16 protein-coding genes are annotated in these 20,916 nt (G+C 71.6%); 7 read left to right on the forward strand and 9 right to left on the reverse strand.

The window, feature by feature from the left end:
• Nucleotides 1-8: 8 nt before the first annotated feature.
• Genes VIS07_13140 through VIS07_13150 form a run of 3 tightly spaced genes read left to right on the forward strand, consistent with a single transcriptional unit; the run spans nt 9 to nt 3,911 of the window.
• A complete protein-coding gene (locus VIS07_13140; GenBank protein HEY8516449.1) occupies nt 9-1,337 on the forward strand; it encodes a GDSL-type esterase/lipase family protein in 1,329 nt (442 codons plus the stop codon).
• Nucleotides 1,327-2,301: a class I SAM-dependent methyltransferase gene (locus VIS07_13145; GenBank protein ID HEY8516450.1), complete on the forward strand. Its 975-nt coding sequence runs from the start codon at nt 1,327-1,329 to the stop codon at nt 2,299-2,301. The genes VIS07_13140 and VIS07_13145 overlap by 11 nt, the downstream gene beginning before the upstream one ends.
• Nucleotides 2,298-3,911 carry a phospholipid carrier-dependent glycosyltransferase gene (locus VIS07_13150; GenBank protein HEY8516451.1) on the forward strand — a complete coding sequence of 538 codons (1,614 nt, stop codon included), beginning with the start codon at nt 2,298-2,300 and terminating at the stop codon, nt 3,909-3,911. The genes VIS07_13145 and VIS07_13150 overlap by 4 nt, the downstream gene beginning before the upstream one ends.
• Here the strand turns inward: VIS07_13150 and VIS07_13155 are convergent.
• The 5 genes from VIS07_13155 to VIS07_13175 all read right to left on the reverse strand — a co-directional run bounded on the left by VIS07_13155 (nt 3,886) and on the right by VIS07_13175 (nt 10,844).
• Entirely contained in the window at nt 3,886-5,655 is a 1,770-nt protein-coding gene (locus VIS07_13155; protein HEY8516452.1) for a methyltransferase domain-containing protein, read from the reverse strand. The genes VIS07_13150 and VIS07_13155 overlap by 26 nt on opposite strands.
• 27 nt (nt 5,656-5,682) lie before the next feature.
• The gene (locus VIS07_13160) at nt 5,683-6,981 is read right to left on the reverse strand and encodes an SGNH/GDSL hydrolase family protein (protein ID HEY8516453.1); all 1,299 of its coding nucleotides are present in this window, start codon (nt 6,979-6,981) and stop codon (nt 5,683-5,685) included.
• Nucleotides 6,981-8,849, reverse strand: a complete 1,869-nt coding sequence (locus VIS07_13165; GenBank protein HEY8516454.1) for a hypothetical protein — start codon at nt 8,847-8,849, stop codon at nt 6,981-6,983. The genes VIS07_13160 and VIS07_13165 overlap by 1 nt, the downstream gene beginning before the upstream one ends.
• A gap of 70 nt (nt 8,850-8,919) precedes the next feature.
• Nucleotides 8,920-9,852 carry a class I SAM-dependent methyltransferase gene (locus VIS07_13170; GenBank protein HEY8516455.1) on the reverse strand — a complete coding sequence of 311 codons (933 nt, stop codon included), beginning with the start codon at nt 9,850-9,852 and terminating at the stop codon, nt 8,920-8,922.
• Entirely contained in the window at nt 9,849-10,844 is a 996-nt protein-coding gene (locus VIS07_13175) for a fatty acid desaturase (GenBank protein ID HEY8516456.1), read from the reverse strand. The genes VIS07_13170 and VIS07_13175 overlap by 4 nt, the downstream gene beginning before the upstream one ends.
• A 119-nt stretch (nt 10,845-10,963) precedes the next feature.
• Between VIS07_13175 and VIS07_13180 the strand changes: the two genes are divergently transcribed.
• The 3 genes from VIS07_13180 (at nt 10,964) to VIS07_13190 (ending at nt 15,269) form a co-directional block, all read left to right on the forward strand.
• Complete coding sequence (locus VIS07_13180; GenBank protein HEY8516457.1) at nt 10,964-11,884, forward strand: class I SAM-dependent methyltransferase; 921 nt, start codon at nt 10,964-10,966, stop codon at nt 11,882-11,884.
• 248 nt (nt 11,885-12,132) lie between these two features.
• Nucleotides 12,133-13,095 carry a hypothetical protein gene (locus VIS07_13185; GenBank protein ID HEY8516458.1) on the forward strand — a complete coding sequence of 321 codons (963 nt, stop codon included), beginning with the start codon at nt 12,133-12,135 and terminating at the stop codon, nt 13,093-13,095.
• A complete protein-coding gene (locus VIS07_13190) occupies nt 13,092-15,269 on the forward strand; it encodes a hypothetical protein (protein HEY8516459.1) in 2,178 nt (725 codons plus the stop codon). Before VIS07_13185 ends, VIS07_13190 begins: the two co-directional genes overlap by 4 nt.
• Nucleotides 15,270-15,293: 24 nt before the next feature.
• Here VIS07_13190 and VIS07_13195 read toward each other — a convergent pair whose 3' ends face one another.
• A complete protein-coding gene (locus tag VIS07_13195) occupies nt 15,294-16,343 on the reverse strand; it encodes a hypothetical protein (protein HEY8516460.1) in 1,050 nt (349 codons plus the stop codon).
• Between the two features lie 207 nt (nt 16,344-16,550).
• On the opposite strand from VIS07_13195, the gene VIS07_13200 reads away from it, so the two are divergent.
• Nucleotides 16,551-17,954: an MBOAT family O-acyltransferase gene (locus tag VIS07_13200; GenBank protein ID HEY8516461.1), complete on the forward strand. Its 1,404-nt coding sequence runs from the start codon at nt 16,551-16,553 to the stop codon at nt 17,952-17,954.
• Here VIS07_13200 and VIS07_13205 read toward each other — a convergent pair.
• From VIS07_13205 to VIS07_13215, 3 genes are all read right to left on the reverse strand, one after another.
• The gene (locus VIS07_13205; GenBank protein HEY8516462.1) at nt 17,945-18,982 is read right to left on the reverse strand and encodes a hypothetical protein; all 1,038 of its coding nucleotides are present in this window, start codon (nt 18,980-18,982) and stop codon (nt 17,945-17,947) included. The genes VIS07_13200 and VIS07_13205 overlap by 10 nt on opposite strands.
• Nucleotides 18,979-19,332, reverse strand: coding sequence for an acyl carrier protein (locus VIS07_13210; protein ID HEY8516463.1), 354 nt, complete (start codon nt 19,330-19,332; stop codon nt 18,979-18,981). Before VIS07_13210 ends, VIS07_13205 begins: the two co-directional genes overlap by 4 nt.
• Nucleotides 19,333-19,410: 78 nt before the next feature.
• The gene (locus VIS07_13215; GenBank protein HEY8516464.1) at nt 19,411-20,913 is read right to left on the reverse strand and encodes a hypothetical protein; all 1,503 of its coding nucleotides are present in this window, start codon (nt 20,911-20,913) and stop codon (nt 19,411-19,413) included.
• Between the last annotated feature and the right edge of the window lie 3 nt (nt 20,914-20,916).

Here is a 20,916-nt window from a genome sequence, read left to right on the forward strand (position 1 = left end):
ACGTGCCGGTGAACTCCCCCAAGACGCGCGCCGTCAAGACGGCCGTCAAGCTGCTCGCCGTCCTCGCGCTGAGCGTCGTCGCGGCCGAGGTCGCGGTGCGCGTCTGGTTCGCGACCGAGATCGGACCGAGCCTGCTGTTCTACGGCACCCGCTGGCACCGCAACTGGGTCGAGACGCCGCCCGAGCCCACGCCCTCGGGCGACCCACTCGCGCGCTCCGTGCAGCGCCACGCCAACGTGGTCGGCGACGACCGCCCCTACACCAAGGGCGTGACCGGCTACAGCAAGTACTTCCCGCACGAGCGCAAGTGGACGCAGCGTCCGGACGGCACCGGCGCCGTGCCGGTGCGCATCAACAACCACGGCTTTCGCGGCGAGGACTTCACGATCGAGAAGCCGCCCGGGACGATTCGTATCTTGACGCTCGGCGCGTCCTCGACCTTCGGCTACCACAACCGCGACGACGAGACGTACCCGTACTACCTCGAGCAGGACCTGCAGGCAGCCGTCGGCGACGCGGCGACGATCGAGGTGATCAACTTCGCGATCCCGCACGCGACCACCGACAACGTGCTCGCGATGTTCCGCGCCGAGGGGCTGCAGCTCGATCCCGACGTCGTCACCTTCTACGAGGGCGCGAACGACGCGGCGACCATCGAGCCGCGCGAGGGCCACGTCGCGGACCGCTGGCGCGAGGCGCTCGTCCACGAGTCGCTGCTGGTCGCGTTCCTCGACCGCCTGTTCCCGGCCACCGACGCGACCGACGCGCGCTGGTGGTGGAGCGACGAGCAAGCCGAGCGACGCAGCCGCGCGTTCGTCGCGAACCTCGAGCGGCTGCGCGCGCTGTGCCGCGAGCACGGCATCGACCTCGTGGTCGCGACCCAGCAGTTCCGCTCGACGCTGATCCCACTCGAGGAGCTGCGCGGCGTGACCTACCAGCAGGAGCTCGAGGTCGTGCGCGACAAGCTGCGCCGCGGCGAGATCGGGCCGGACGCGCTGCCGGTGACCGAGAAGACGTTCGAGCTGCGCACCCAGGCGGTCGACGACACCGGCATGCGGATGATCGCGACGCTGCACCCGCCGCGCGCGATGCTCGTGCACGCGCGCCTGATGGACGCGATGCGCGCGTGGGCGCGCGCGAGCGACGTCCCGCTGGTCGACGTCATCGTCGAGCTCGACGGGCGGCGCGACCTGCTGATCAACTGGGTCCACCTGCGGCCCGAGGCGAACCGGATCGTCGCCGCGGCGCTGGCGCGCACCATCCGTCCGCTGATCGACGAGCGTCTGCGTCCGACGGCGCACCGCTCGGCCACCACGGAAGCCGGCCGTGCAGGGTGAGCGCTGCCCGATCTGCGCGGCGGCGCTCGCGCCGTGGGAGAGCCATGCGCCCGACGCGGTCACCGGCGAGACCTTCGCGATCCTGCGCTGCACGGGCTGCGGGCTCGGTGTGACGCGTCCGGTGCCCGCCGACCTCGGCCGGTACTACGGGCCGATGTACTACGGACGCCGCCACGGCGTGACCGCGCGCTACCGCTGCTGGCGACGCTTCCGCCTGCTGTCGCGGCACACGCCACGCCCCGGACGCCTGCTCGACGTCGGCTGCGGCGAGGGCGACTTCATGGCGTTCGCCGCAGAGCGCGGCTGGCAGGCGGCGGGCACCGAGGTGCGCGACGACGTGCCCGACGCCGAGGCGCACGGGCTCGCCGTGCGGCGCTCGATCGCGGAAGCGCGCGAGCTCGGTCCGTTCGACGCGATCACCTCGTGGCACAGCTTCGAGCACTTCGTCGATCCGGTCGCGGAGTTCGACCGCCTGATCGCCGCGCTCGCCGACGGCGGCACGCTCGCGATCATCACGCCGGACTTCGGCGGGCTGCAGGCGAAGGTCTTCGGGCGCGCGTGGTTTCACCTCGACGTGCCGCGCCACCTCTTCCACTTCACGCGGCGCGCGCTCGTGCACCTCTTCGAGAGCCGCGGGCTCGTCGTCGAGCGCATCGACAGCCACGAGATCGAGTACGACCTCTTCGGCTGGCTGCAGAGCCTGCTCAACGTCCTGCTGCCGACGCAGAACCAGTTCTTCTCCTGGCTCACCGGCAAGCCGCACCGGGCGCCGTCGTGGGAGATCGCGCTCGCCGTGCTGCTGGCGGTGCTGTTCACGCCGCTTGCGCTGGTCGCGACCGCGGTCGCGATCGCGACGCGGCGTGGGGCGACGGTGAACGTCGTCGCGCGCAAGCCGCGCACGTCGACGCCGACCTCGGCGGAGCGAGACGTGCGCACGTCGGCGACCGACGCGGAGGGACGATGAGCAGCGGGCGACGTCGCGTCGGGCTCGTGCTCGTCGGTCTCGCGATCGCCGTCCTCGCGATCGCGGCGCGCTACTGGCGTCTGCGCTGGGGGCTCACGCTCGGCATGGCGTTCACCGACGAGCTGCAGATGTGGCCGTCGTACCTGAACGCGTTCGTGCCGCTGCGTCCGGAGTCGTTCCTGCGCGCCGACCAGCCGGGCGCGATGATCTACCCGGCGTTCTACGGCTTCCTCTCCGGCCTCGCGGTCGCGGTCGCGCACGGGCTCGGCTTGATGGCGGCGCCGCAGGCGGACGTGTTCTCGGCGCTCTACATGGCGCGCCTCGTCGCGGCGACCGCGTCGACGCTGAACGTGCTCGCGGTCTTCGTGCTCGGCTGGCGCGCGTTCTCGCCGCAGGTCGGACTCCTCGCCGCGGCGTTCATGGCGGTCGTGCCGATGGAGGCGATGCAGACGCACTACGCGTCGCCGGATCCGCTGCTCGAGCTGTGCGTCACGCTCGCGCTGATCGCGGTGTGCGAGCTCGCGCGCGCGCAGGGTCGCGTCCGGATCGCGCTCGCGCTCGCCGCAGGCGCGGCATCCGGGCTCGCGTTCTCCGCCAAGTACACGGGTCTCGTCGTGCTCGGCTCGTGCTTCTGGGCGCTGCTCGAGATCGCCTGGCGCGAGCGCTCGGTGAGGCCGCTGCTCGCGACGGTGCCCGCGGCGCTCGGCGGCTTCGTCGTCGCGGTCGCGATCGCCTGCCCGCCGTGCGTCCTGCAGACCGACCTGATGCTGCGCGCGATGGCGTTCCTGCGCGGCACGAGCCGGCCGGAGCACCTCTTCTTCTGGAACGTCCACCTGCTGCCGAGCCTCGGCTGGTGGGGACGGCCGTACGTCTACCAGCTCGTCGCCGGGTTCACGTTCAGCCTCGGCTGGCCGCTCTACCTCGCGACGCTCGGCGGGCTCGCGTACGCGCTGCGCCGCTGGACGGTGGTCGATCGCATCCTGCTCGTCACCGCCGCCGCGTACTTCTTCTCGATCGGCACGTCGTTCGTGCTCGAGGCGTGGCGCTACTACCTGCCGCTGTTCCCGATCTTCACCGTGCTCGCCGCGCGCGCGCTCACCGCGCTGCCGTGGCGGGTGCCGCGCGTCGCGCTCGCGGTCCTGATCGTCGCGTACTCGACGGCGCTGACCTTCTCGCAGGTGTCGCGCTTCTCGTACGACCAGCAGCACGCGGTCGCGCGCTGGATCCGCAGCGAGCTCGGGCGCGATCCGAGCAAGCCCGTACGCGTCGGCTTCCCGAAGGGCATGTACCCGTACTTCAACCTCCGCCAGCCGCTGATCTGGGCCGGATTGCAGCCGTGGCCGATGGAGCCCGAGGAGTGGTTCGACGAGCGCCTCGACGCGTTCGTCATGCCCGAGTGGCTCGCGATCCGCATCCGTCGCGACGCCGACAAGCCCGACGCGATGCGCGCGCTCGACGAGCTCGAGTCGGGGCGCGGCGGCTGGGTCCCGGCGGCGAGCTGGCGCTCGGGCTACCTGCAGGACGGCTTCTACACCGCGCTCGATCCGCTGTTCGCGGCCGACCTCACGCAGGGCGAGATCGGCTTCACCGTGTACGTGCCTCGGCGGTGAGCGGCTCGGCGCCGCGCGCGTCGTCGGCGGCGCTGCGCGCGGCCTCCGCGGCGCGCCGCGCCTCGTCCGCCGCAATGTCGGTCTTCTTGAAGACTTGACGCACGACGCAGCCGCGGTGCAGCAGCGCGGCGATCGGCTGGTAAAGCAAAAACAGCGGCAGCAGCAGCACGAACAGCGGCACGCTCACCGCCGCGCACACGCGCTCGAACGCGCCGGAGCTGCGCCCGCACAGCCAGCGGTAGAGCGCGTCGCGCTGGAACGGCATCAGCGCGTTCACGATCGACTGCGCGAAGACGAAGAACGAGTACTCGAGCGAGAAGTGCTGCTCGTCGATCAGCCGGTAGTTCTCGAGGCCGAGCCGGTCGGCGAGCACGGTGGGATTGACCTGCAGGCGGTGGAACGGCGGGTCGTAGCCGAACCAGCGCCAGCCGAGCAGCGCCTTCAGCAGCGAGCGTCCGTTCGGGTACTCGAGGACGAGGTAGCCGCCGGGCTTCACCAGGCGGTCGAGCTTCTCGAGCGTGCGGCTGAGATCCGCCGTGTGCTCGACGACGTGGAAGAGCGACACGACGCCGTACGACCGATCCTCCGGCAGGCTCGAGGCCTCCGCGACCACGACCTCGATGCCCGCCGCGCGCGCGACGTTCGCGTCCTGCTCGCTCGCCGAGCTGCCGCGCACGCTCCAGCCGAGCCCGGCGAGCGCCGCCGCGAGCTCCGCGCCGCCCGCGCCGACGTCGAGCAGGCTGCGCTCGGGCACGTCGAGCTTCGCGATGCGCCGCGCGCGACGCTCGCGCACGCGCGCGAGGATCCCGCGCAGCGTCGGACCGAGGCGCTTCTGCTCGCTGCGCGGAACGTAGGTCGCGATCTCCGGCAGGATCTTCTCCGAGCCGCAGTACGCGCACTTCTGCAGCGAGTAGTGGTCGAAGAAGCGGTGGAACGAGTAGCGCCCGTGCCGGCAGACCTCGCAGAGCGCCTCGTCGCTGCGCTTCTGCGCGAGGATGAAGAGCTCGAAGCCCCAGAACAGCGACTCGAAGTAGAGGTCGAGCCCGCGCACGACGTTCCACGGCACGAGGTTGGTCACGAGCTGCACCGGCAGCTCGGCCGTCGGGTTCCACGGCTTGTGGCGCGGCGAGCGGAACGAGCGCTCGAGGTCGGTCGCGCCGGCCTCGTGCTCGGGCTTGAGGCCGAACGCGCCGCCGCCGAAGCGGCGCATCGTCAAGTATGCGCGGCGGATCAGCCACATCGTCGGGAACGTCGGGTCGAGCACGCGGATCACGTTCCAGCCGTTCTGCTCGAGCAGCGTGATCGCGCCGCGCCGGCTGAGCCGGCGCAGGTGGCCGTAGAAGTCGTCGTCCGCGCCCCACTCGTGCGCGTTGTAGGGCACCGTCATCGCGAGCCAGCCGCCGTCGCGGACCTTGCTGCGCAGCTCGCGCAGCGTCGCGGCGGCGTCCGGGACGTGCTCGACGACGTCGAACAGGATGCCGAGGTCGACCTCGTCGTCGACGTCGGCGAGGCTCCGCGTGCCGACCAGCACGCCGCCGCCGACCGCGTGCGTGCCGAGCTCCGCGTCCTCGAGCGCCGGATCGTACGCCCAGCCCGAGGTGAGGCCGCAGTCGGTCAGCAGGAAGCGCGCGACGTCGCCCGGCCCCGAGCCGTAGTCGAGGAAGCGGCCGCCGATGCCGAACAGCTCGAGGTTCGCCCGCAGCACGTACAGCAGGCGGTCGCGCATGGGAGCGAAGTTCGCCATGGGGACGCTCCGTGCGTGCTGCTCGAATCAATTCGCGCCGGCCGCTGCAAGCCGGCGGCCGATCTCGTCCGCGGCGATGCGATGGCCGAGCTCGTTGAAGTGTCCGTCCATGACGTGGAACGTCGGCGCGCCCGCCGCGCGCAGCGCTCGCGTCAGGTCGACGAAGGCGATGCCCTTTTCCCGCAACGCACGCACGAAGCGCTGACGGACGGCCGCCGAGCGCCGCATCTCCGGTGAGGGCCGCATCGCGAGACGCGCGAGGAAGCGGTCATGGTCGCGTCGCTGCACCTCGCGCACGTCGGGCACGACGACGACGAGGAGCTCGATCCCGCGCCGAGCGAGCAGCTCCTGCGCCTGTACCATCTGATCGACGACCTGGCGGACGAGCTGCGCAATCGCCGACTTCGACTTGCCGCCGCGCGCGGCTCCCGACTTCGCCGCGAGCTTCTGCACGACCGCGGAGAGGAGGAACGACGGGTTCAGCCGCCCGGCGTAGAAGTCGGCGACCAGCTCGGGATCCATCTGCGCGACGGCGCGCTCGAGCTCCGCCTCGCCGATGCCGCTCCGCTTCGCGAGCTCGACGAAGAACTCGCGGCTCAGCGGGTGGCCGTGCCCGATCTCCCACGGCGAGCTGCGCGTCGGTCGCCGGTGCAGCAGCGTCTCGCCCGAGACGAGCTGCCTGAGCAACGCCCGCACGTACTCGAGCTGCACGACGCTGCGCCACGAGCCGCGCGCCGCGAGCGAATCGGGCGGGAGCGTCTCGACGACCTTCGCGTCGCGCGCGGGCGACGTCCCGCCGGCGCCGAAGTCGTTACCGACGTAGATCGTGATCACGACGACGTCCGGGCGCAGCGCGACGCCGAACTCGTAGAGGTTGCGTAGGTAGGACGCGGGGCCGGTCGCCATCTGTCCGGCGGCGATCACCGTGACCGGTGTTTCGCGATCGCGCGCGAGGTCGCGCTCGAGCAGGTCGGCGAAGCGATCGTCCTGCTCGACGCCGACCCCTTCCGCGAAGCTGTCGCCGAGGACCAGCACGCGCAGCTCGCCGGGCTCCTTCGTCTCGGGAAACTCCTCGTCCCGGAAGCCCGAGCTGTTGTAGCGCAGGCGCACGTCGTACTCGGCCTGCGCGAGGCGCAGCTCGGACTCCGCGACGCCGAGCCCGAGCGGTTGGCGCGAGGTGACCTGCCACGGCACGACGAAGAACACGCGCAGCGCGAGCTCGACGAGGTAGAGCGAGATCAGGAGCGAGACGCCGAGCGCCGCGAGCTTCGCGGCGCGCGAGGCGCCCCGTCGCGCCGACGGCCGTCGCGCGGTCGAGGCGTTCATCACGAGGTCACGAGCTCGCGCAGCGGCGCGCACGCCGCGCGCTCGTGCGCGCAGCGGACGAGCTGCGGCTCGAGGTCCGCGTCCGGCGGATCCTCGACCTCGAACAGCAGATCGTCACCGTAGCGTCCGAGGAGCCGGAGCCCGTGCGGCGCGCGCCACGCCGCCTGCTGCGCGGGCGGCAGCTCCGCGAGGTGGACGACGACGTAGCGCAGACCGGTCATCCGCCCGAGGAGACGCAGCGCCTCGGGGTCGGGCAGCCGGCGCGCGACGTCGACGATGAGCTGCTGGCTCGGCGGGATGTAGCCGCTGCTGCCCTCGAGGAGCGGCATCCAGTGCTTGGTGCTCTGCACCATGTAGTAGCTCGCGCGCAGCCCATCGAGGCGCGAGAGCGGCAGCTCGAGGAGCGGTCCGCGCGGCAGGCGCGCGAGCTCGGCGTAGACCGGCGGCGCGTTCGGACCCGCGAGCAGCTTCCGCGTGGAGAATCGCTCGACGACGCCGTAGCCGTAGTCGAGCACGATCGCCGCGGCGACGGCGGCGGTCGCGAGCGCCACCCCGACCGGTCGCACGCCGCGGCGCGCGAGCGCGCGCAGCGCACGGTCGGCGCCGAGCCCGACCAGCACCGCGAAGCCGAGCATCATCATGAGCGCGAAGCGGCTCGGCACCCGCATCGAGTCGAAGCCCGGCACGACCTTCATCGCGAGGAGATACGGCAGCGGCACGCGGCCGAAGCTCATCGGCATGTACGGTCCGAGCGCCATCACCCACGACACCAGCGCGATCAGCAGCGCCGCGACGCGCAGCCGCCGCCGCGGCGCGCTCTCGCCGGACGCGGGCAGCGCGCCGATCACCGCGAGCGCGAGCGCGAAGACGCCGAGGTAGGCGAAGCCGCCGCGCGTCGGCACCGGTCCGACGCCCGCGTGCACGAGGTAGGGCGAGACGAGGTAGCTCCGCCACGGCAGGTTCGACATCGGCACCAGCGCGTCGACGAGCGGGCCGTACGACAGGATCGCGCCGCCCGAGCGCACGCGCAGGTACGGCAGGCTGACGAGCCCGAACACGACCGCGACCGCCCCTGCGGCGATGCCCACCCTCGTCACGCCGCGCCACGGCAGGCGGGCGCGCGTCGTCCACACGATCGCGACGCCGTAGGCGAGGAGCGCGAACACCGCCTGGTAGGCGACGTAGTACGACGACAGCATCTGCAGCAGCAGGAAGACGGCGAACGCCGCCGCGTCGCGCGCGCGTCCGGAGAACAGCCCGCGGTCGAGGAACAGCAGCGCGAGCGGGAAGTACTGCCCGGCGAGAAGGTAGGTGTGGTAGAGCGAGTCGATCCGCGCCGGCGCGAACGCGTACACGAGACCGGCGAGGAACGCGGCGCCGCGCGCCGCGCCGAGCGCGCGCACGAGCGCGTAGAGCGCCGCGCCCGAGAGCGCGAAGCTCGCGAGCAGATCCGCCTGGTACGCGAGCACCGCGTTGTCGGTGAGCGCCTGCAGCGGTCCGGTGATGGGCAGCTTGCCGAGCGCGTGCTCGGAGAACGCGAGCGCGTCGCGCGCCGGGTGAAAGGCGTTGGCGTCGAACCACGACGTCGGGTCGGTGATGAGCGCGTGCCAGTTCCAGGCGTACACCCAGACGAAGAGGTGGATGTCGCGCAGCATGGCGCGCGTGAGCGGCTCCTGGTCGATTCCCTGCAGCCAGCCGCTGTGCCAGGGACGCACCGGATCGAGCACGCTGCCGCCGAGGTCCGCGAACAGCGGGTAGGTCAGCACGACGGCGAGGACGGCGTAGGCCGCGACCACGACCACGCCCTCGAGCAGGCGTCCGCGCCACGACGTCGGATGGGGCGACGCCTCTGCTGCCGCGTGCGCCACGCGGCGACCGTGCGGCGCGGCCGCGCTCACGTGCTCCGACGAGCGTCGCGGCTCGATGACGGAACCTCGCTCACGCGCGCGCCGCGAAGCGCAGCACGCCGGCGCGCCGCGCGAGCACGAACAGCGCGTTCACCGGCAGCAGGAGCAGCATCAGCGGCGAGATGTAGGGCGCGCGTCCGTTCGGCACCTTCGGGTTGTTCGCGAGGTCGGGCGCGTTGCGCTGCAGCCAGTTCTGGATCGACAGCGCGAGCAGCGTCGGGTTGAGCTCGTGGCGGATCTTGACGTCGCTGAAGCCCGCGTCGCGCAGCGTCCGCGTGAGCGTGCGCTCGTCGAACTGGAAGGTGTGGCGCGGCACGTGGTTGCCGCCCCAGAAGCGGCCGAACAGACGCCGGTCGAGCGAGCCGAAGTTCGGCAGCTCGCCGATCAGGTGGCCGCCGGGCTTGAGCAGACGCCGCGCCTTCGCCGCCTCCTCGTCCGGGCGCAGCGTGTGCTCGAGGTAGTTGTACATCACGATGACGTCGTAGCTCGCGGGCGGCGCCTCGAAGTCGCCGAACACGCCGAGGAACGCGTTCACGCCGCGCGACGACGCGAGCTCGACGGCGCGCGGGCTGAAGTCGATGCCGTCGAGCTCGCCCGCGCCGAGCCGGCGCAGGCGCAGCAGGAACTCGCCGTTGCCGCAGCCGATGTCGAGCGCGCGTCCGCCCGGCGTGATCAGCGGCTTCAGCTGTCGGCCGTGAAAATATTCCTTGACCTCGTAGAGCAGCTTGTAGAGCAAGCCGCGCGAGCCCGCGGACTCGACGTGGCCGATGTAGGTGCTGGGGTACGCCTCGCGGAGCTGGTCGAGCGTCGGGAACGGGTCGAGCTGCACCTGCCCGCAGCGCACGCAGCGCAGGTAGGAATATTCGCCCGGGGCGCCGTACTCCCAGTCGCGGATGCCCCTGGTCTCGACGGACGGCTCGGCGCCGCCGCACAGCCGACAGCGGTATTCGGTGGTCGTGGTCACGAGGAAGCGCGGGTCGCGGAAGCGGCGAGCGAGAACGTCGGCAGCTCGCGGAACCAGTCGCGCAAGAGGCCGAGGTGCCCGCCGTGGTAGACCTCGAGGAAGCCGTCGTCGGGCGGCGCACCGGGCGCGCCCTGCCGGTCGATGCGGAGCGCGAAGGCCTCCGCGAGGTTCTCGTACGGGATGGTCGGGTAGAGGTGGTGCTCGGCGTGGTAGTTGAGGCCGAAGGCGCCGAGCAGGTTGCGCTGCACGAACGTGCCGCTGAACGAGCGCCAGACGTACGGCTTGTCGGGTGAGCCGTGCTCGCACAGCAGACGGATCGCCGTGCACAGCTTCACCACCGTGAGCAGCGGCAGCGCCCACAGGAAGACGTAGTGCCAGGGCCCGAGCGTGAGCGTGAAGAGCGCGAACATCAGCGCCTGCGCGACGACGAGCTTCGCGAGCTCGGCGAGCGCGCTCGTCCCTTCCGCGCGCAGCGCCGACTCGTCGCTAGACTTGCGGAGAAAGCTCACGATCGCCGGGATCCCGCTCGCGTTGCGCACGAGGTGGCCGAGCAGCGCCAGCTTCGAGTCCGGGAAGTAGCCGTAGCCATAGAAGTCGGGATCCTTCTCCGGGTCGCCGAAGTGGCGGTGGTGCTCGAGGTGCTGACCGCGGAACTGGATGGTGAGCGCGAGCGGATAGGTCATCAGCCACGCGGTGAGGGTGCTCGCCCAGGTGCGGCGTCCGAGCACCTGGTGCGACGCCTCGTGCAGCGCCTGGACGATCGCGAACTGGCACCAGCCGACGACCAGGAAGGCGACGGCGTACGCGATCCAGCGCAGCCACGCGGCGTCGCTCCTCTCGAGCGCGTACAGCCCGGCGAACACCACGACGATCGCCAGGTAGATCGGCGCCACGTGGAGGAACAGCCGACGCGGCGCCTGCTGCAAGACCCGCAGCTCGTCGCCGGTCAGGAATCGGTGGATCGACCGACTCGTGTCGTTCCGGCGGCCCATGCGCTCCTCGAGAACCTCGAAATGGGAGGCATAGCGCGCGCGTCCAGCGGAAGTCCAGGTGGCATGTTCGCGTACGACACGGCTTGCGTCGCTTCGAACCGCTGCTCTACAACCACGCAATGGCTGCGCTTCCGATCCCCGCGGTGGAATCCGCTCCGGAGGACTCCTCCGAGCACGTCGTCTGCGCGGTCTGCGGGGCGGATCAGCCGGTCCGGCTGTTCGAGAAGCACGGCCTCACGATCGTCCGCTGCCGGCCCTGCGGCCTGGCCTACGTCGATCCGCGACCGTCGTGGAGCGAGGTCGCGCGCATCTACCGCGACGTCACCTACTACCGGAACGACAACGAGTGCGACTTCGGCTACGGCGACTACCTCGGCGAGCAGCGAGAGCTCTTGCTGCCGCTCTTCGAGCAGCGGGTCGCGGGCATCGAGCGGCTCCACCCGAAGCGCGGCCGCCTGCTCGACGTCGGCTGCGCGACCGGCGTGCTGCTCGACGTCGCGCGCGCGCGCGGCTGGCAGGTCGAGGGCGTCGACGTCTCGGAGTTCGCCGTCGCACACTGCCGCGAGCGCGGCCTGACCGTTCACCACGGTCTGCTCGAGAACGTCCGGCTTCCGGCCGAGCACTTCGACGTCGTGGTGATGGACGACACGATCGAGCACCTGCCCGACCCGCGGCGCACGCTGCTCGAGCTGCACCGCGTGATCGCGCCGGGCGGGCTCCTGACGATCAACACCTGCGACGAGGGCGGCCTGCTCCGCCGCGTGATGGGGCGGCACTGGTTCCACTACAAGCCGCTCGAGCACCTGTTCTACTTCGACCGCCGCAACCTCGCGCGTCTGCTCGAGGACACCGGCTTCACCGTTCTCTCGACGGAGCTGTCGGGCAAGATCGTGACGCTGCGCTACCTCTGCCAGCGGCTGCGCACCTACAGCCCGCTCGGCGCGCGCGTCGCGCTCGCGACGCTCGGACGGCTCCCGGGTGCGAGGCGGCCGTTTTTCATGCCGATCGGCGAGTTCGCGATGTTCGCGCGACGGCGGTAGCGAAGAAGAGCTTTCTCTCGTCGCGTCCGTCGGCCGCATCGGTGCGGCTCGGACGCACCGCTTCCGCGGCGCATCGGTAACGCCGGTGGAGCGAAGAACGCGTGCACGGAGCACGCGGGTGCGACCGCGGGCTCGGCCCACGCCGCGAGCCCCCGGGCGCGGAGGGGTGCGTGAGGGAACGAACGGCATCCGTTCCGCCGACGAGCATCGGCGCAGCCAGAGCGGGAGGCCGCTGGCTTTCCCTCGTCGTGCGCGTCCTCCTTGCCGGCATTCTCGCGCTGGCCGCCGCAGAGGTCGCGGTCCGCGCCTACGGCGGCAAGCCCTGGAAGTACGTCGGGCTCGCAACCGGCATCCCGCCGACGCATGCGGCGGATCCCGTCCTCGGCTGGCATCCAAAGCCCGGACGCTACGAGATCCCGCCGTTCTCGCCGCGCGGCGCGCCGACCACGATCACGATCGGGCCCGAGCGCACGCGCTCCGTAGGCCGAGCGCCGCGCGACGAGCTTCCCACCCTCGCGCTGTTCGGCGACTCGTTCACCTTCGGCTGGGCGGTTTCCGACGAGGAGACCTACGCCGCGCGGCTGCAAGAGCGCCTGCCGTCGTGGACGATCCAGAACTGGGGCGTCCAAGGGTACGGGACGTACCAATCCTTGCTCCGCATGAGGCGGTACCTCGCCTCGCATCCGCCGCCGGCGCGCATCCTCTATGGCTACTTTCCGTCGCACGAAATCCGGAACGTCGCGCACCCGGTGTTCACGTCGGCGCTCGAGCAGCACTCGCGGCACGGGCTCGTCGCGATGCCTTTCGCGACCGTCGACGAAGAGGGTCGCCTGATCGAGCATCCCCCCGAAGCCTGGCCGGACTGGCCGCTGAAGGAGCATCTCGCCATCGTCAGCTTGCTGCGCGAGTGGTGGATGTACTGGTCGCGCGGTGGACGGCTCGCGCAGGCGCGGGACGTCATGCACAGAATACTTCTCGAAATGATGAGCCTGGTGCAGCGTCACGGGAGCTCGTTCGGCGTCGTCCTGCTCAGCGGATCGCCGGAGCAGGTCGCGCACTACGAAAACTTTCTCGCGCAGCACGAGATCGAGACCATCGACTGTGCGCGTCGGCTGACGCCGGATCTTCAGGTTCCCGGCGACGGGCACGCCAATGCTCGACTCCACTCCATGTGGGCCGAGTGCATCGCGGCAGCCCTCACCGCGTCGTGAGCCGTCGCCTCGCAGGATCGAGCGAGCTGGCATCGTCCGTCCTGGTCGGCGCGAGCTACGTCGCCTTCCTCGCGCTCGTGCTCTGGGGCTTCTGGGGATCGGTCGCGCACGCGCTGCCGATCGGCGCGAACCGGGACGACGTGCAGCTCATCGTCTGGATCCTGAGCTGGGTCGAGCACGCCCTGACGACGGATCCCGCGAGCCTCTTCGAGGCCAACATCGGCCATCCCGCGCGGCAGCAGCTCGCGAGCACCGAGCATCTGCTCGCAGTGCAGCTCGCGTTCGCGCCCTTGCGCGCCGTCACCGAGAATCCCGTCGCGGCGACGAATCTCGCCGCATTCCTGACGTACGTGCTCGCCGCCCTGTGCACGGAGCGCCTCGTGCGCGCCCTGGGGGCGCATCCCGTCGCCGCCTGGCTCGCGGGATTGGCCGCGGCGCTCGGACCGCTCGCGGTCCCCTTCAACGTGCACGTCCTGCAGTTTTCCGTCTTCTGGATCCCGCTGGTCGCGCTCCTGCTCCGTCGCCTGCGTGACCAGCCGACCGTGGGCCGAGCGGCGTGGCTCTGCCTCGCGTTCGCCGGCGGCATCTTCACCTCGGCGTACATGGCGGCCATCCTCGGCGTGTTTGCGGCTCTGTGGGCGCTCTACGAGCTGCTTCGCCCCGCGCCACACCGGCTGCGGTACCTCGTGCTGGGCGCGGCTGCGGCCGGAATCGCCATCGCGGCGCTGCTCCTCGTGATGCAGCCCTACCTCGCGAGGGCGGCAAGCCAGTTCCACCTGCCGACCTATTCCCTGACGCGAGCGGAGGTGCGCGGACGCCTCACCATCGCCGCCATGATGGTGACGCAGACCTTCGGCGTGCTTCCGACCGTCACGATCGTGCTGGCCGCGCTCGTGGCGTGGTGGGCGGGAAGCCCGTTCGCCCGACGCATCGTCCCGATCGCGCTGCCGCTTGCCGGCCTTTCCGTGCTTCTCGCGATGGGACTTCCGCAGCCGATCGCGGAGCTGCTGGCCGGCACCCCGTTCGTCCTCTTTCGCAACCCGGTGCGCTTCACGATCGTCACCGGCTTCTGCGTCGCGCTCCTGCTCGCGGCCGCCCTCGACTGCGCGCTGCGACGGACGAGGCCGAGCCTCGGCGTTCTCGTCGCCGCGATCGCGGGATGCTTCGTCGTCGCCACGGCCGCAACGAGCCTACCGGCCGTCCGGCTCCATCCCGTCGCGGCGCTCGCGCGTCCGGATCGGCCGTACGACGAGCTCGCGGAGCTCGCGCGGCGCCATGGCCCAGGCCCCGTGCTCGAGCTGCCCCTGGAGGGCTTTCATCCCGAGCTCCAGAAGGGCATGCGGCTCGAGCCCGACGCCATGATCGGCAGCACGCGGCACTGGCTACCGCTGGTCACCGGCTACACCGGCTACCAGCCCGACCATCGGCACTTGCTCCTGAACCTGATCCACCAGCTTCCGGACGAAGCCGCGCTGCGGGACCTCATCGACCTGACCCACCTTCGCTGGATCGCCCTCCGACCGCGGAGCGAATGGATCAAGAAGGGGCGGTACGACCGGCTGGTGGAGGGCTTGCTCGGCTCGCCGTCCGTGGGCGCGGACTACGCCTTGAACGAGTGGCGCATCTTCCGCCTCGACGCCGCGCCGACGCATCCCGAGTGGCTGGAGCACGTCCAAAACGGCACGGCGCCGGACGAGACGCTGCTCGGCACGAAGCTCGCGCCGATCGCAGAGAACGCCGCCGTGGGGAGCGTCGTCGCGCAACCGCTCTCGGACGGCGCCGCTGCACGAAAGCACTTTCGCGTCCGGGTGACGGCATGGAACGATGGGAAAGCGGCGTGGCCGGCCGCGGTTCGGCCGGAGCACCCCGCGATCGGCCACGTGCCGCCCGGACCGTTGCCGGAGAAGTACCGCGTCCTGCTCGTCGCGACGTGGTCGAAGACCGACGGGAGCGCGGACGACGTCAAGCAAACGTCGGTCGCGCTGCGGCGCGACGTCCCGCCGGGCGACGCGATCGAGCAAACGCTCACCGTCCCGATACCGGAGACGCCCGGCGCGTACGAGCTCGAGATCGGCCTCGCGCAGGTCGACGGAGCGCGCTTCACGAGCCCCGCGAACCAGCCCGCGCGGCTCCTGGTCGAGGTCGCGCCTGCGCCGAGGTCATCTGCTGGTTGACGCGCTCCGCTTGCGAGGCGTCCCTCAGCTTTCGCGAGCGAGCCTGCTCCGCAGGATGTCCGCGAGGATCGCGCTCAGCCGCGCGCGTCCCGCGGCGCTGGTGTGCGTCGGGTCGACGAACTCCTCGGTCGGCAGCGCGGCCGGCAGCTCGATCGCCTGCTCCGGAGAAAGACGCAGCAGCTCGAGCACCTGGCGCAGCATGCGCACGCGGCTCTCCTCGGTCGCCGGTCCGACGGCCGCGGCGGGCGCCGGCATGAGACCGACCAGGATGCGGTCGCGGTCGAGCGCGTCGAGCTGAGCGGCGACCTGCTCGAGGTCGCGCACGCCGTGCTCGTGCATCTCGAAGCGGACGCCGGGCTGCGCTTGCGACGCCTTCTGCACGGGCTGTGCGTTCCGAGCCTGCTGCGGCGGCGCGGAGGTGGAGGCCGGAGCGTGCTCGCGCGACGCCGGGTTGACCAGCGACCCGTGCCCCGCACGCAGCGCGCGGCGCAGCTCGCGCGCATTGCCGTAAAAGCGTCCGTGCTCGCCCTCGAGCGGCTCGTCGAGCACGCCGCCCAACAGGTGGAAGTTGAGCGCCCGCACCGCGCCCTCGCGCAGCGACGGCTGCGGCCAGCGCTCGGCGAGCACGGCGTACATCTCGCGGCGCTCGTGCTCGTCGACCCTGTCGGCGAGCCCGAACGGGTTCAGCAGAAGGAGCACGAGACGCGGGGACGCGCCGCGCTCGACCGCGTTCGCGAGCAGCTTGACGTAGCCCGGCGGCCGCACCGGACCGATCGCGGCGAGGCTCTCGACCCGGACGCCGGGCAGCGCGTCCGCGATCGCGACCGGATCGACGCCGTAGAGGCTCGACGAGTCGCCGATCACCAGGACGTCGGCGTCGGGCAGCGCGCGACTGCGTCGCATCTGCTCGTCGATGATCGCGAGCCCGGAGCCGTGCTCGGGCAGCGGATGCGCGCGCTCGTACGCCGCGAACGCGGCGATCACGCCGCCGGCGAGCAGCAGCGCGAGCCAGGTGCGCGCGAGCGTCCAGCGCACCAGGTTCGCCAGCGCGACGGCTCCCGCAGCGAGGTCCACGCGCGCACTATGGCGTCCACGCCGTGGGCCGGCAACGCGCAGATGTCGGCGTGCGGCGACGTGCGCGAGAGCACGTGCGGCAGTCGTCGACGCGCCGGCCGTGCGCCGCGCGCACCGGCGGCCGGGCTCCTCAGCGCACTCCCCCGCACGGCGGCGCGAGCGCGCGTTTGTGCGCCCGCACCGCGTCCGGCACGATCCCGCGGGCCGATGACGTTCCAGCACCCGACGTTTCTCCTCTTCTTTCCGATCGCGCTCGTCGCCTACCACCTCGCGGCCGCGTCGTTCCGCGTGCAGAACGCGATCGTCGCGCTGAGCGGGCTCGTCTTCTACGGCTGGTTCTCGCCGGCGCTCTGCCTGCTGCTCGTCGCCTACGCCGTGGTCGCGTACGTCGGGGGACGCTGGGTCGGCGCGCTGCCCGAGGAGTCGCCCGCGCGCCGGCGCGCGCTCGCGCTCGTCGTCTCCGTGCTCGCGCTCGGGCTCGCGGTCTTCAAGTACTTCGACTTCTTCCAGAGCGCTGCGCGCGCGACGCTCTCCGCGCTCGGGCTCGCGCCGGGCTGGCCCGTCGTCGAGGTGCTGCTGCCGCTCGGGCTCTCGTTCTACTGCTTCCAGAGCATCGCCTACGTCGTCGACGTCCACCGGCGCGTGATCGAGCCCGAGCGCGATCCGGTGACCTTCGCGGCCTTCATGTTCTTCTTCCCGCAGCTCGTCGCGGGACCGATCGCGCGCGCGCCGCTCGTGCTGCGCCAGTTCCAGCGTCCGCGGACGCTGACGCGCGACAAGGTCGGCGAGGCGATCTGGCTCTTGCTCTTCGGCTACTTCTCGAAGGCCGTCGCCGCCGACACGCTCGCGGGCTACGTCGACATCGCCTTCCAGCCGTCGGCGCACACCACCGGCTGGGTCGTGCTGTTCGCGGCCGTCGGCTTCGTGCTGCAGGTCTACTTCGACTTCAACGGCTACAGCCTGATCGCCAAGGGTACCGCGCGTCTGTTCGGCGTCGAGCTCGCGTGGAACTTCGACCGCCCGTACTGGTCGACCTCGATCCAGGAGTTCTGGCGGCGCTGGCACATCACGCTCGGCAACTGGCTGCGCGACTACCTCTACCTGCCGCTCGGCGGCGGCAGCCACGGCGAGCTCCGTGCCGCGTTTTCCTTGATCTTGACGATGGCGATCGCCGGCGTGTGGCACGGCGTCGGCTGGACGTACCTCGTCTGGGGAGCCGCGCACGGCGTCGCGCTCGCCGTGCATCGGAGCTTCCACATCCACTTTCCGCGCGTGCGGATCTCGGCCGCGATGGGGTGGCTCTTGACGATGCTCTTCGTCGCGCCGACCTTCTTCGTCTTCCGCGCGCCGTCGCTCGAGGTCGCGGCCGAGCTGCTCGCGTCCTGCGACCGCTGGCACTGGCGGCCGTTCGACACCGCGGCCTGGCTCGCCGCGCTCGCGACCAGCATCCCGATCTTCGCGATCGAAGCCTGGCAGAGCCGGCGCCGCGACCTGCTCGCGCCGGCCCGCATCGGCTTCGTGCCGTTCTCGCTGCTCGCGGCGGCGCTGCTGGTCGCGGTCTTCGCCCGGTTCTGGGGAACCGAGCACCGCTTCATCTACGCTCAGTTCTGACCGACGCGGCGCAGGAAGCGCTCCGCCTCGTTCAGCACCGCCTTCGCGCTCGCCGGGACGTTGAGCGACTTCTGCACGAGGCAGCTCGCCATCAGCGTCTTGTCGGACGCGCGGTAGAGGTCGTGGCGGAAGACGAGCTTGAGCGGCGTGCGGTACGGCGTCGCGCCGCTGCGCGCCGGAAACGCGCTCGGCGGCACCAGCGACGCATGCAGGTGCACCTCGACCGCGTCCTTGCCCGATGCGTTGGCGAAGTAGTAGACGCGGCGCCGGTCGGTCGAGAGCGCCTCGACCAGCGCGTTCGACAGCGGCACCGGCAGCCGCTCCTCGGCGAAGACGCGCTCCGCGTAGTTCATCATCGCGACGTAGCGCGCGAAGTAGAGCAGCCCTGCACCGTTCAGATCGCTCTCCGGGACGATGCGGTACGTGATCGGCTCCTCGCTGCGCGGCGCGAGCGGAACCGCGTCGAGCTCGCGCGCGAAGCGCGGGATGTCGCCGGTCGCCTGCACGCGCGCGTGCTCGCGGATGCCGGCCGGCTCCTCGCGCAGGACGTCCTCGACGCCGTCGATGCCGCGCGGCTTGAACACCTTGAGGCCCGCGTTGCCGCCGCTGCGCACGATGAACGCGTTGGTGAAGTAGGCGTACGGCCGGTCGAGAGCGCGCAGATCCGCGAGCGTGTCGAGCGGTGCGAGCGACGCCTCGTCGACCTCGCGGTCGTCGAACACGAACAGCCCCTCGACGAAGCGGTGCGCGTAGGCGCGGATGCGGTTGCGCACGAACAGCGGCGCGCCCTCGCCGAAGCGCTCCTGGCTGTGCGCCTCGCCGAAGTCGAGGTCGATGTTGATCACCGAGGCGTAGAGGCGCTCGTTGTGCTCGCTGACGATGTTCTGCAGCGGCACGCCGAGCAGCCGCGAGATCGACTCCCACTGGCAGGCGCCGAGGAACTTGAGGAACTCGACCTCCGACAGCTTCTCGCCGGGAGCCATGAGCGGCATGGTCACCAGCGAGCGGTAGTCGTGCCAGGCGCTCATCGCGGCCCGGACGCAGCCGTCGCTGCGATGTGGCGCGCGAGCGCTTCGATCGTGCCGAGCCGCCCGACCAGGTCGACCTCCGCGACCTCGACGCCCCACGTCGCGCGGATCGTCTCGAGCAGACGCACCGAGCTCAGCGAGTCGACGTAGCCGAAGTCGAAGAGCGGCGCCTGCGGGTCGATCTCGTCCTCGCGCAGCTTGCCGTCCGAGATCTCGAGGATGCAGGCGCGCAGCTCGTCGCGGATCTTCGCCGCGTCGAGCGGTGCCGCGCCGTCAGCGCTCGGCCGTGCGACACGCGTCGTGGCCGCGCTCTCCGGCTCGGCCTTCGTCGATCTCCCGATCCACCGCATGCGTGAAGCTTCCGCAACGACATCGCACGGTGGCACGCCGCCCGCAACGGCGCATCCGCGACACCGCGCGCTCCGCGCTCACGGGCGAAAGACGATCGTCACCGCGTCCGGCGTGGCGACGGGCTCGCCCTTGCGCCGGTCGTGCACGACGACGCGGCGCTCCGGGAACGCGCACTCGGCCCACGACGAGAAGGCGTACTCGGCGAGCAGCAGCGGCCCGTCGAGCACCAGCTCGCCCTCCCGCGGCGGCAGCTTCTGCAGCGGCGGCGGCACGACGACGACGGCGCCGTCGGGTGCGGCGGCGACGCGCTGCGCGAGGTCGGCGACGTACTGCGCGGTGAGCGCGCTCGCCCGCTCGACCGCGGTGTAGCGGCTGACGAGCATCGAGTAGCGCCCTTGCCATAGCGTCCAGGCGCAGAGCGCGACCAGCGTCGCCGCGCCGGCCGTGCGCAGCGTCGGCGTCGCGCTCCGCATCGCCCGAACGAGCGCCGCCGCGACCGCGCCGACGAGCAGCGCGTACGCCATCGCGGGCACGAAGACGTACCAGCCCTGCAGCAGCCCGACCGCGCCGTAGAGCGACGCGAGCCCGAGCAGCCACACGGCCGCCATCGCGAGCGTCGGGAACGACGGCCCGGCGACGCGCGCGACCTCGTCGCGCCCGCGCCGCAAGATCAGCACGGCCGTCGCGACGACGCCGAGCGCGATCGCGAAGAGCAGCAGCCAGGTGATCGCCGAGGCGCGCAGCGCCGGCTGCGGCAGGATCAGGAAGTGCGCGAGCCGCTCGAGCGCCCACGGCAGGCGGTCGATCCCACCGCTCGCGCGCGACGTGATGTGCCCGCCGACCTCGCCGAGGATCGCGATCTGCACCGCGAACGCGACCGCCACGGCGACCACGTGCGGCACGGTCGCGACGATCGCGGCGCGCAGCCGCGCGAGCAGCGTCGCGCGCGACAGCGAGACCAGCGTCAGCACGAACACCGCCGGCAGCAACGCGATGCCGGTCGTCTTCGCGATGACGGCGAGCAGCGTCCACGCGCCGGCGAGCCACGACAGGCGCTTCCCGCGCACAATCCGCCGCGTCTCGACCCACAGCGCGAGCGCGCCGAAGATCGCGCACAGCGGCTCCGAGCGGCGCGCGACCACGGCGAGCGTCTCGACGTGGCTCGGCGCGAGCAGGAAGGTCGCGAGCGCGAGCAGCGGCGCGAAGGTCGCGGCACCGAGCAGGCGACGCGCGAGCTCGTAGAGCGCCAGCGCGGATGCGCCGAACAGCACCGCCTGGGTCGCGAAGTAGCCGCGCGGCTCGAGCCCGAAGAGCGCGTAGTCGATGCCGAGCGACAGCGTGACGAACGGCCGGTAGAAGCCGCGGAACGCGTACGGCACGCGCCCCGGCACGGCGGGCGAGGTGAAGATCGTGACCAGATCCTCCGGACCACGCAGCAGGCCCGACGCGATCACGGGATAGGTGTCCATGCCGAGCAGCGCGTAGCCGTCGGTCACGGCATAGAGCCGCAGCGACGCGAGCGCGATGATCGCGTACGCGAGCAGACGGCTGCGGGCGATGGACGCGAGCGCGGACGACATCGA

The organism is Candidatus Binatia bacterium, assembly GCA_036563615.1.
GTDB lineage: Bacteria > Desulfobacterota > Binatia > UBA12015 > UBA12015 > DATCMB01.

Coding starts and splice junctions, on each gene's coding strand:
- VIS07_13205 (HEY8516462.1), bottom strand. CDS start 18,982: ATGAGCGCCTGGCACGACTACCGCTCGCTGGTGACCATGCCGCTCATG.
- VIS07_13155 (HEY8516452.1), bottom strand. CDS start 5,655: ATGGCGAACTTCGCTCCCATGCGCGACCGCCTGCTGTACGTGCTGCGG.
- VIS07_13180 (HEY8516457.1), top strand. CDS start 10,964: ATGGCTGCGCTTCCGATCCCCGCGGTGGAATCCGCTCCGGAGGACTCC.
- VIS07_13175 (HEY8516456.1), bottom strand. CDS start 10,844: ATGGGCCGCCGGAACGACACGAGTCGGTCGATCCACCGATTCCTGACC.
- VIS07_13200 (HEY8516461.1), top strand. CDS start 16,551: ATGACGTTCCAGCACCCGACGTTTCTCCTCTTCTTTCCGATCGCGCTC.
- VIS07_13215 (HEY8516464.1), bottom strand. CDS start 20,913: ATGTCGTCCGCGCTCGCGTCCATCGCCCGCAGCCGTCTGCTCGCGTAC.
- VIS07_13210 (HEY8516463.1), bottom strand. CDS start 19,332: ATGCGGTGGATCGGGAGATCGACGAAGGCCGAGCCGGAGAGCGCGGCC.
- VIS07_13150 (HEY8516451.1), top strand. CDS start 2,298: ATGAGCAGCGGGCGACGTCGCGTCGGGCTCGTGCTCGTCGGTCTCGCG.
- VIS07_13160 (HEY8516453.1), bottom strand. CDS start 6,981: ATGAACGCCTCGACCGCGCGACGGCCGTCGGCGCGACGGGGCGCCTCG.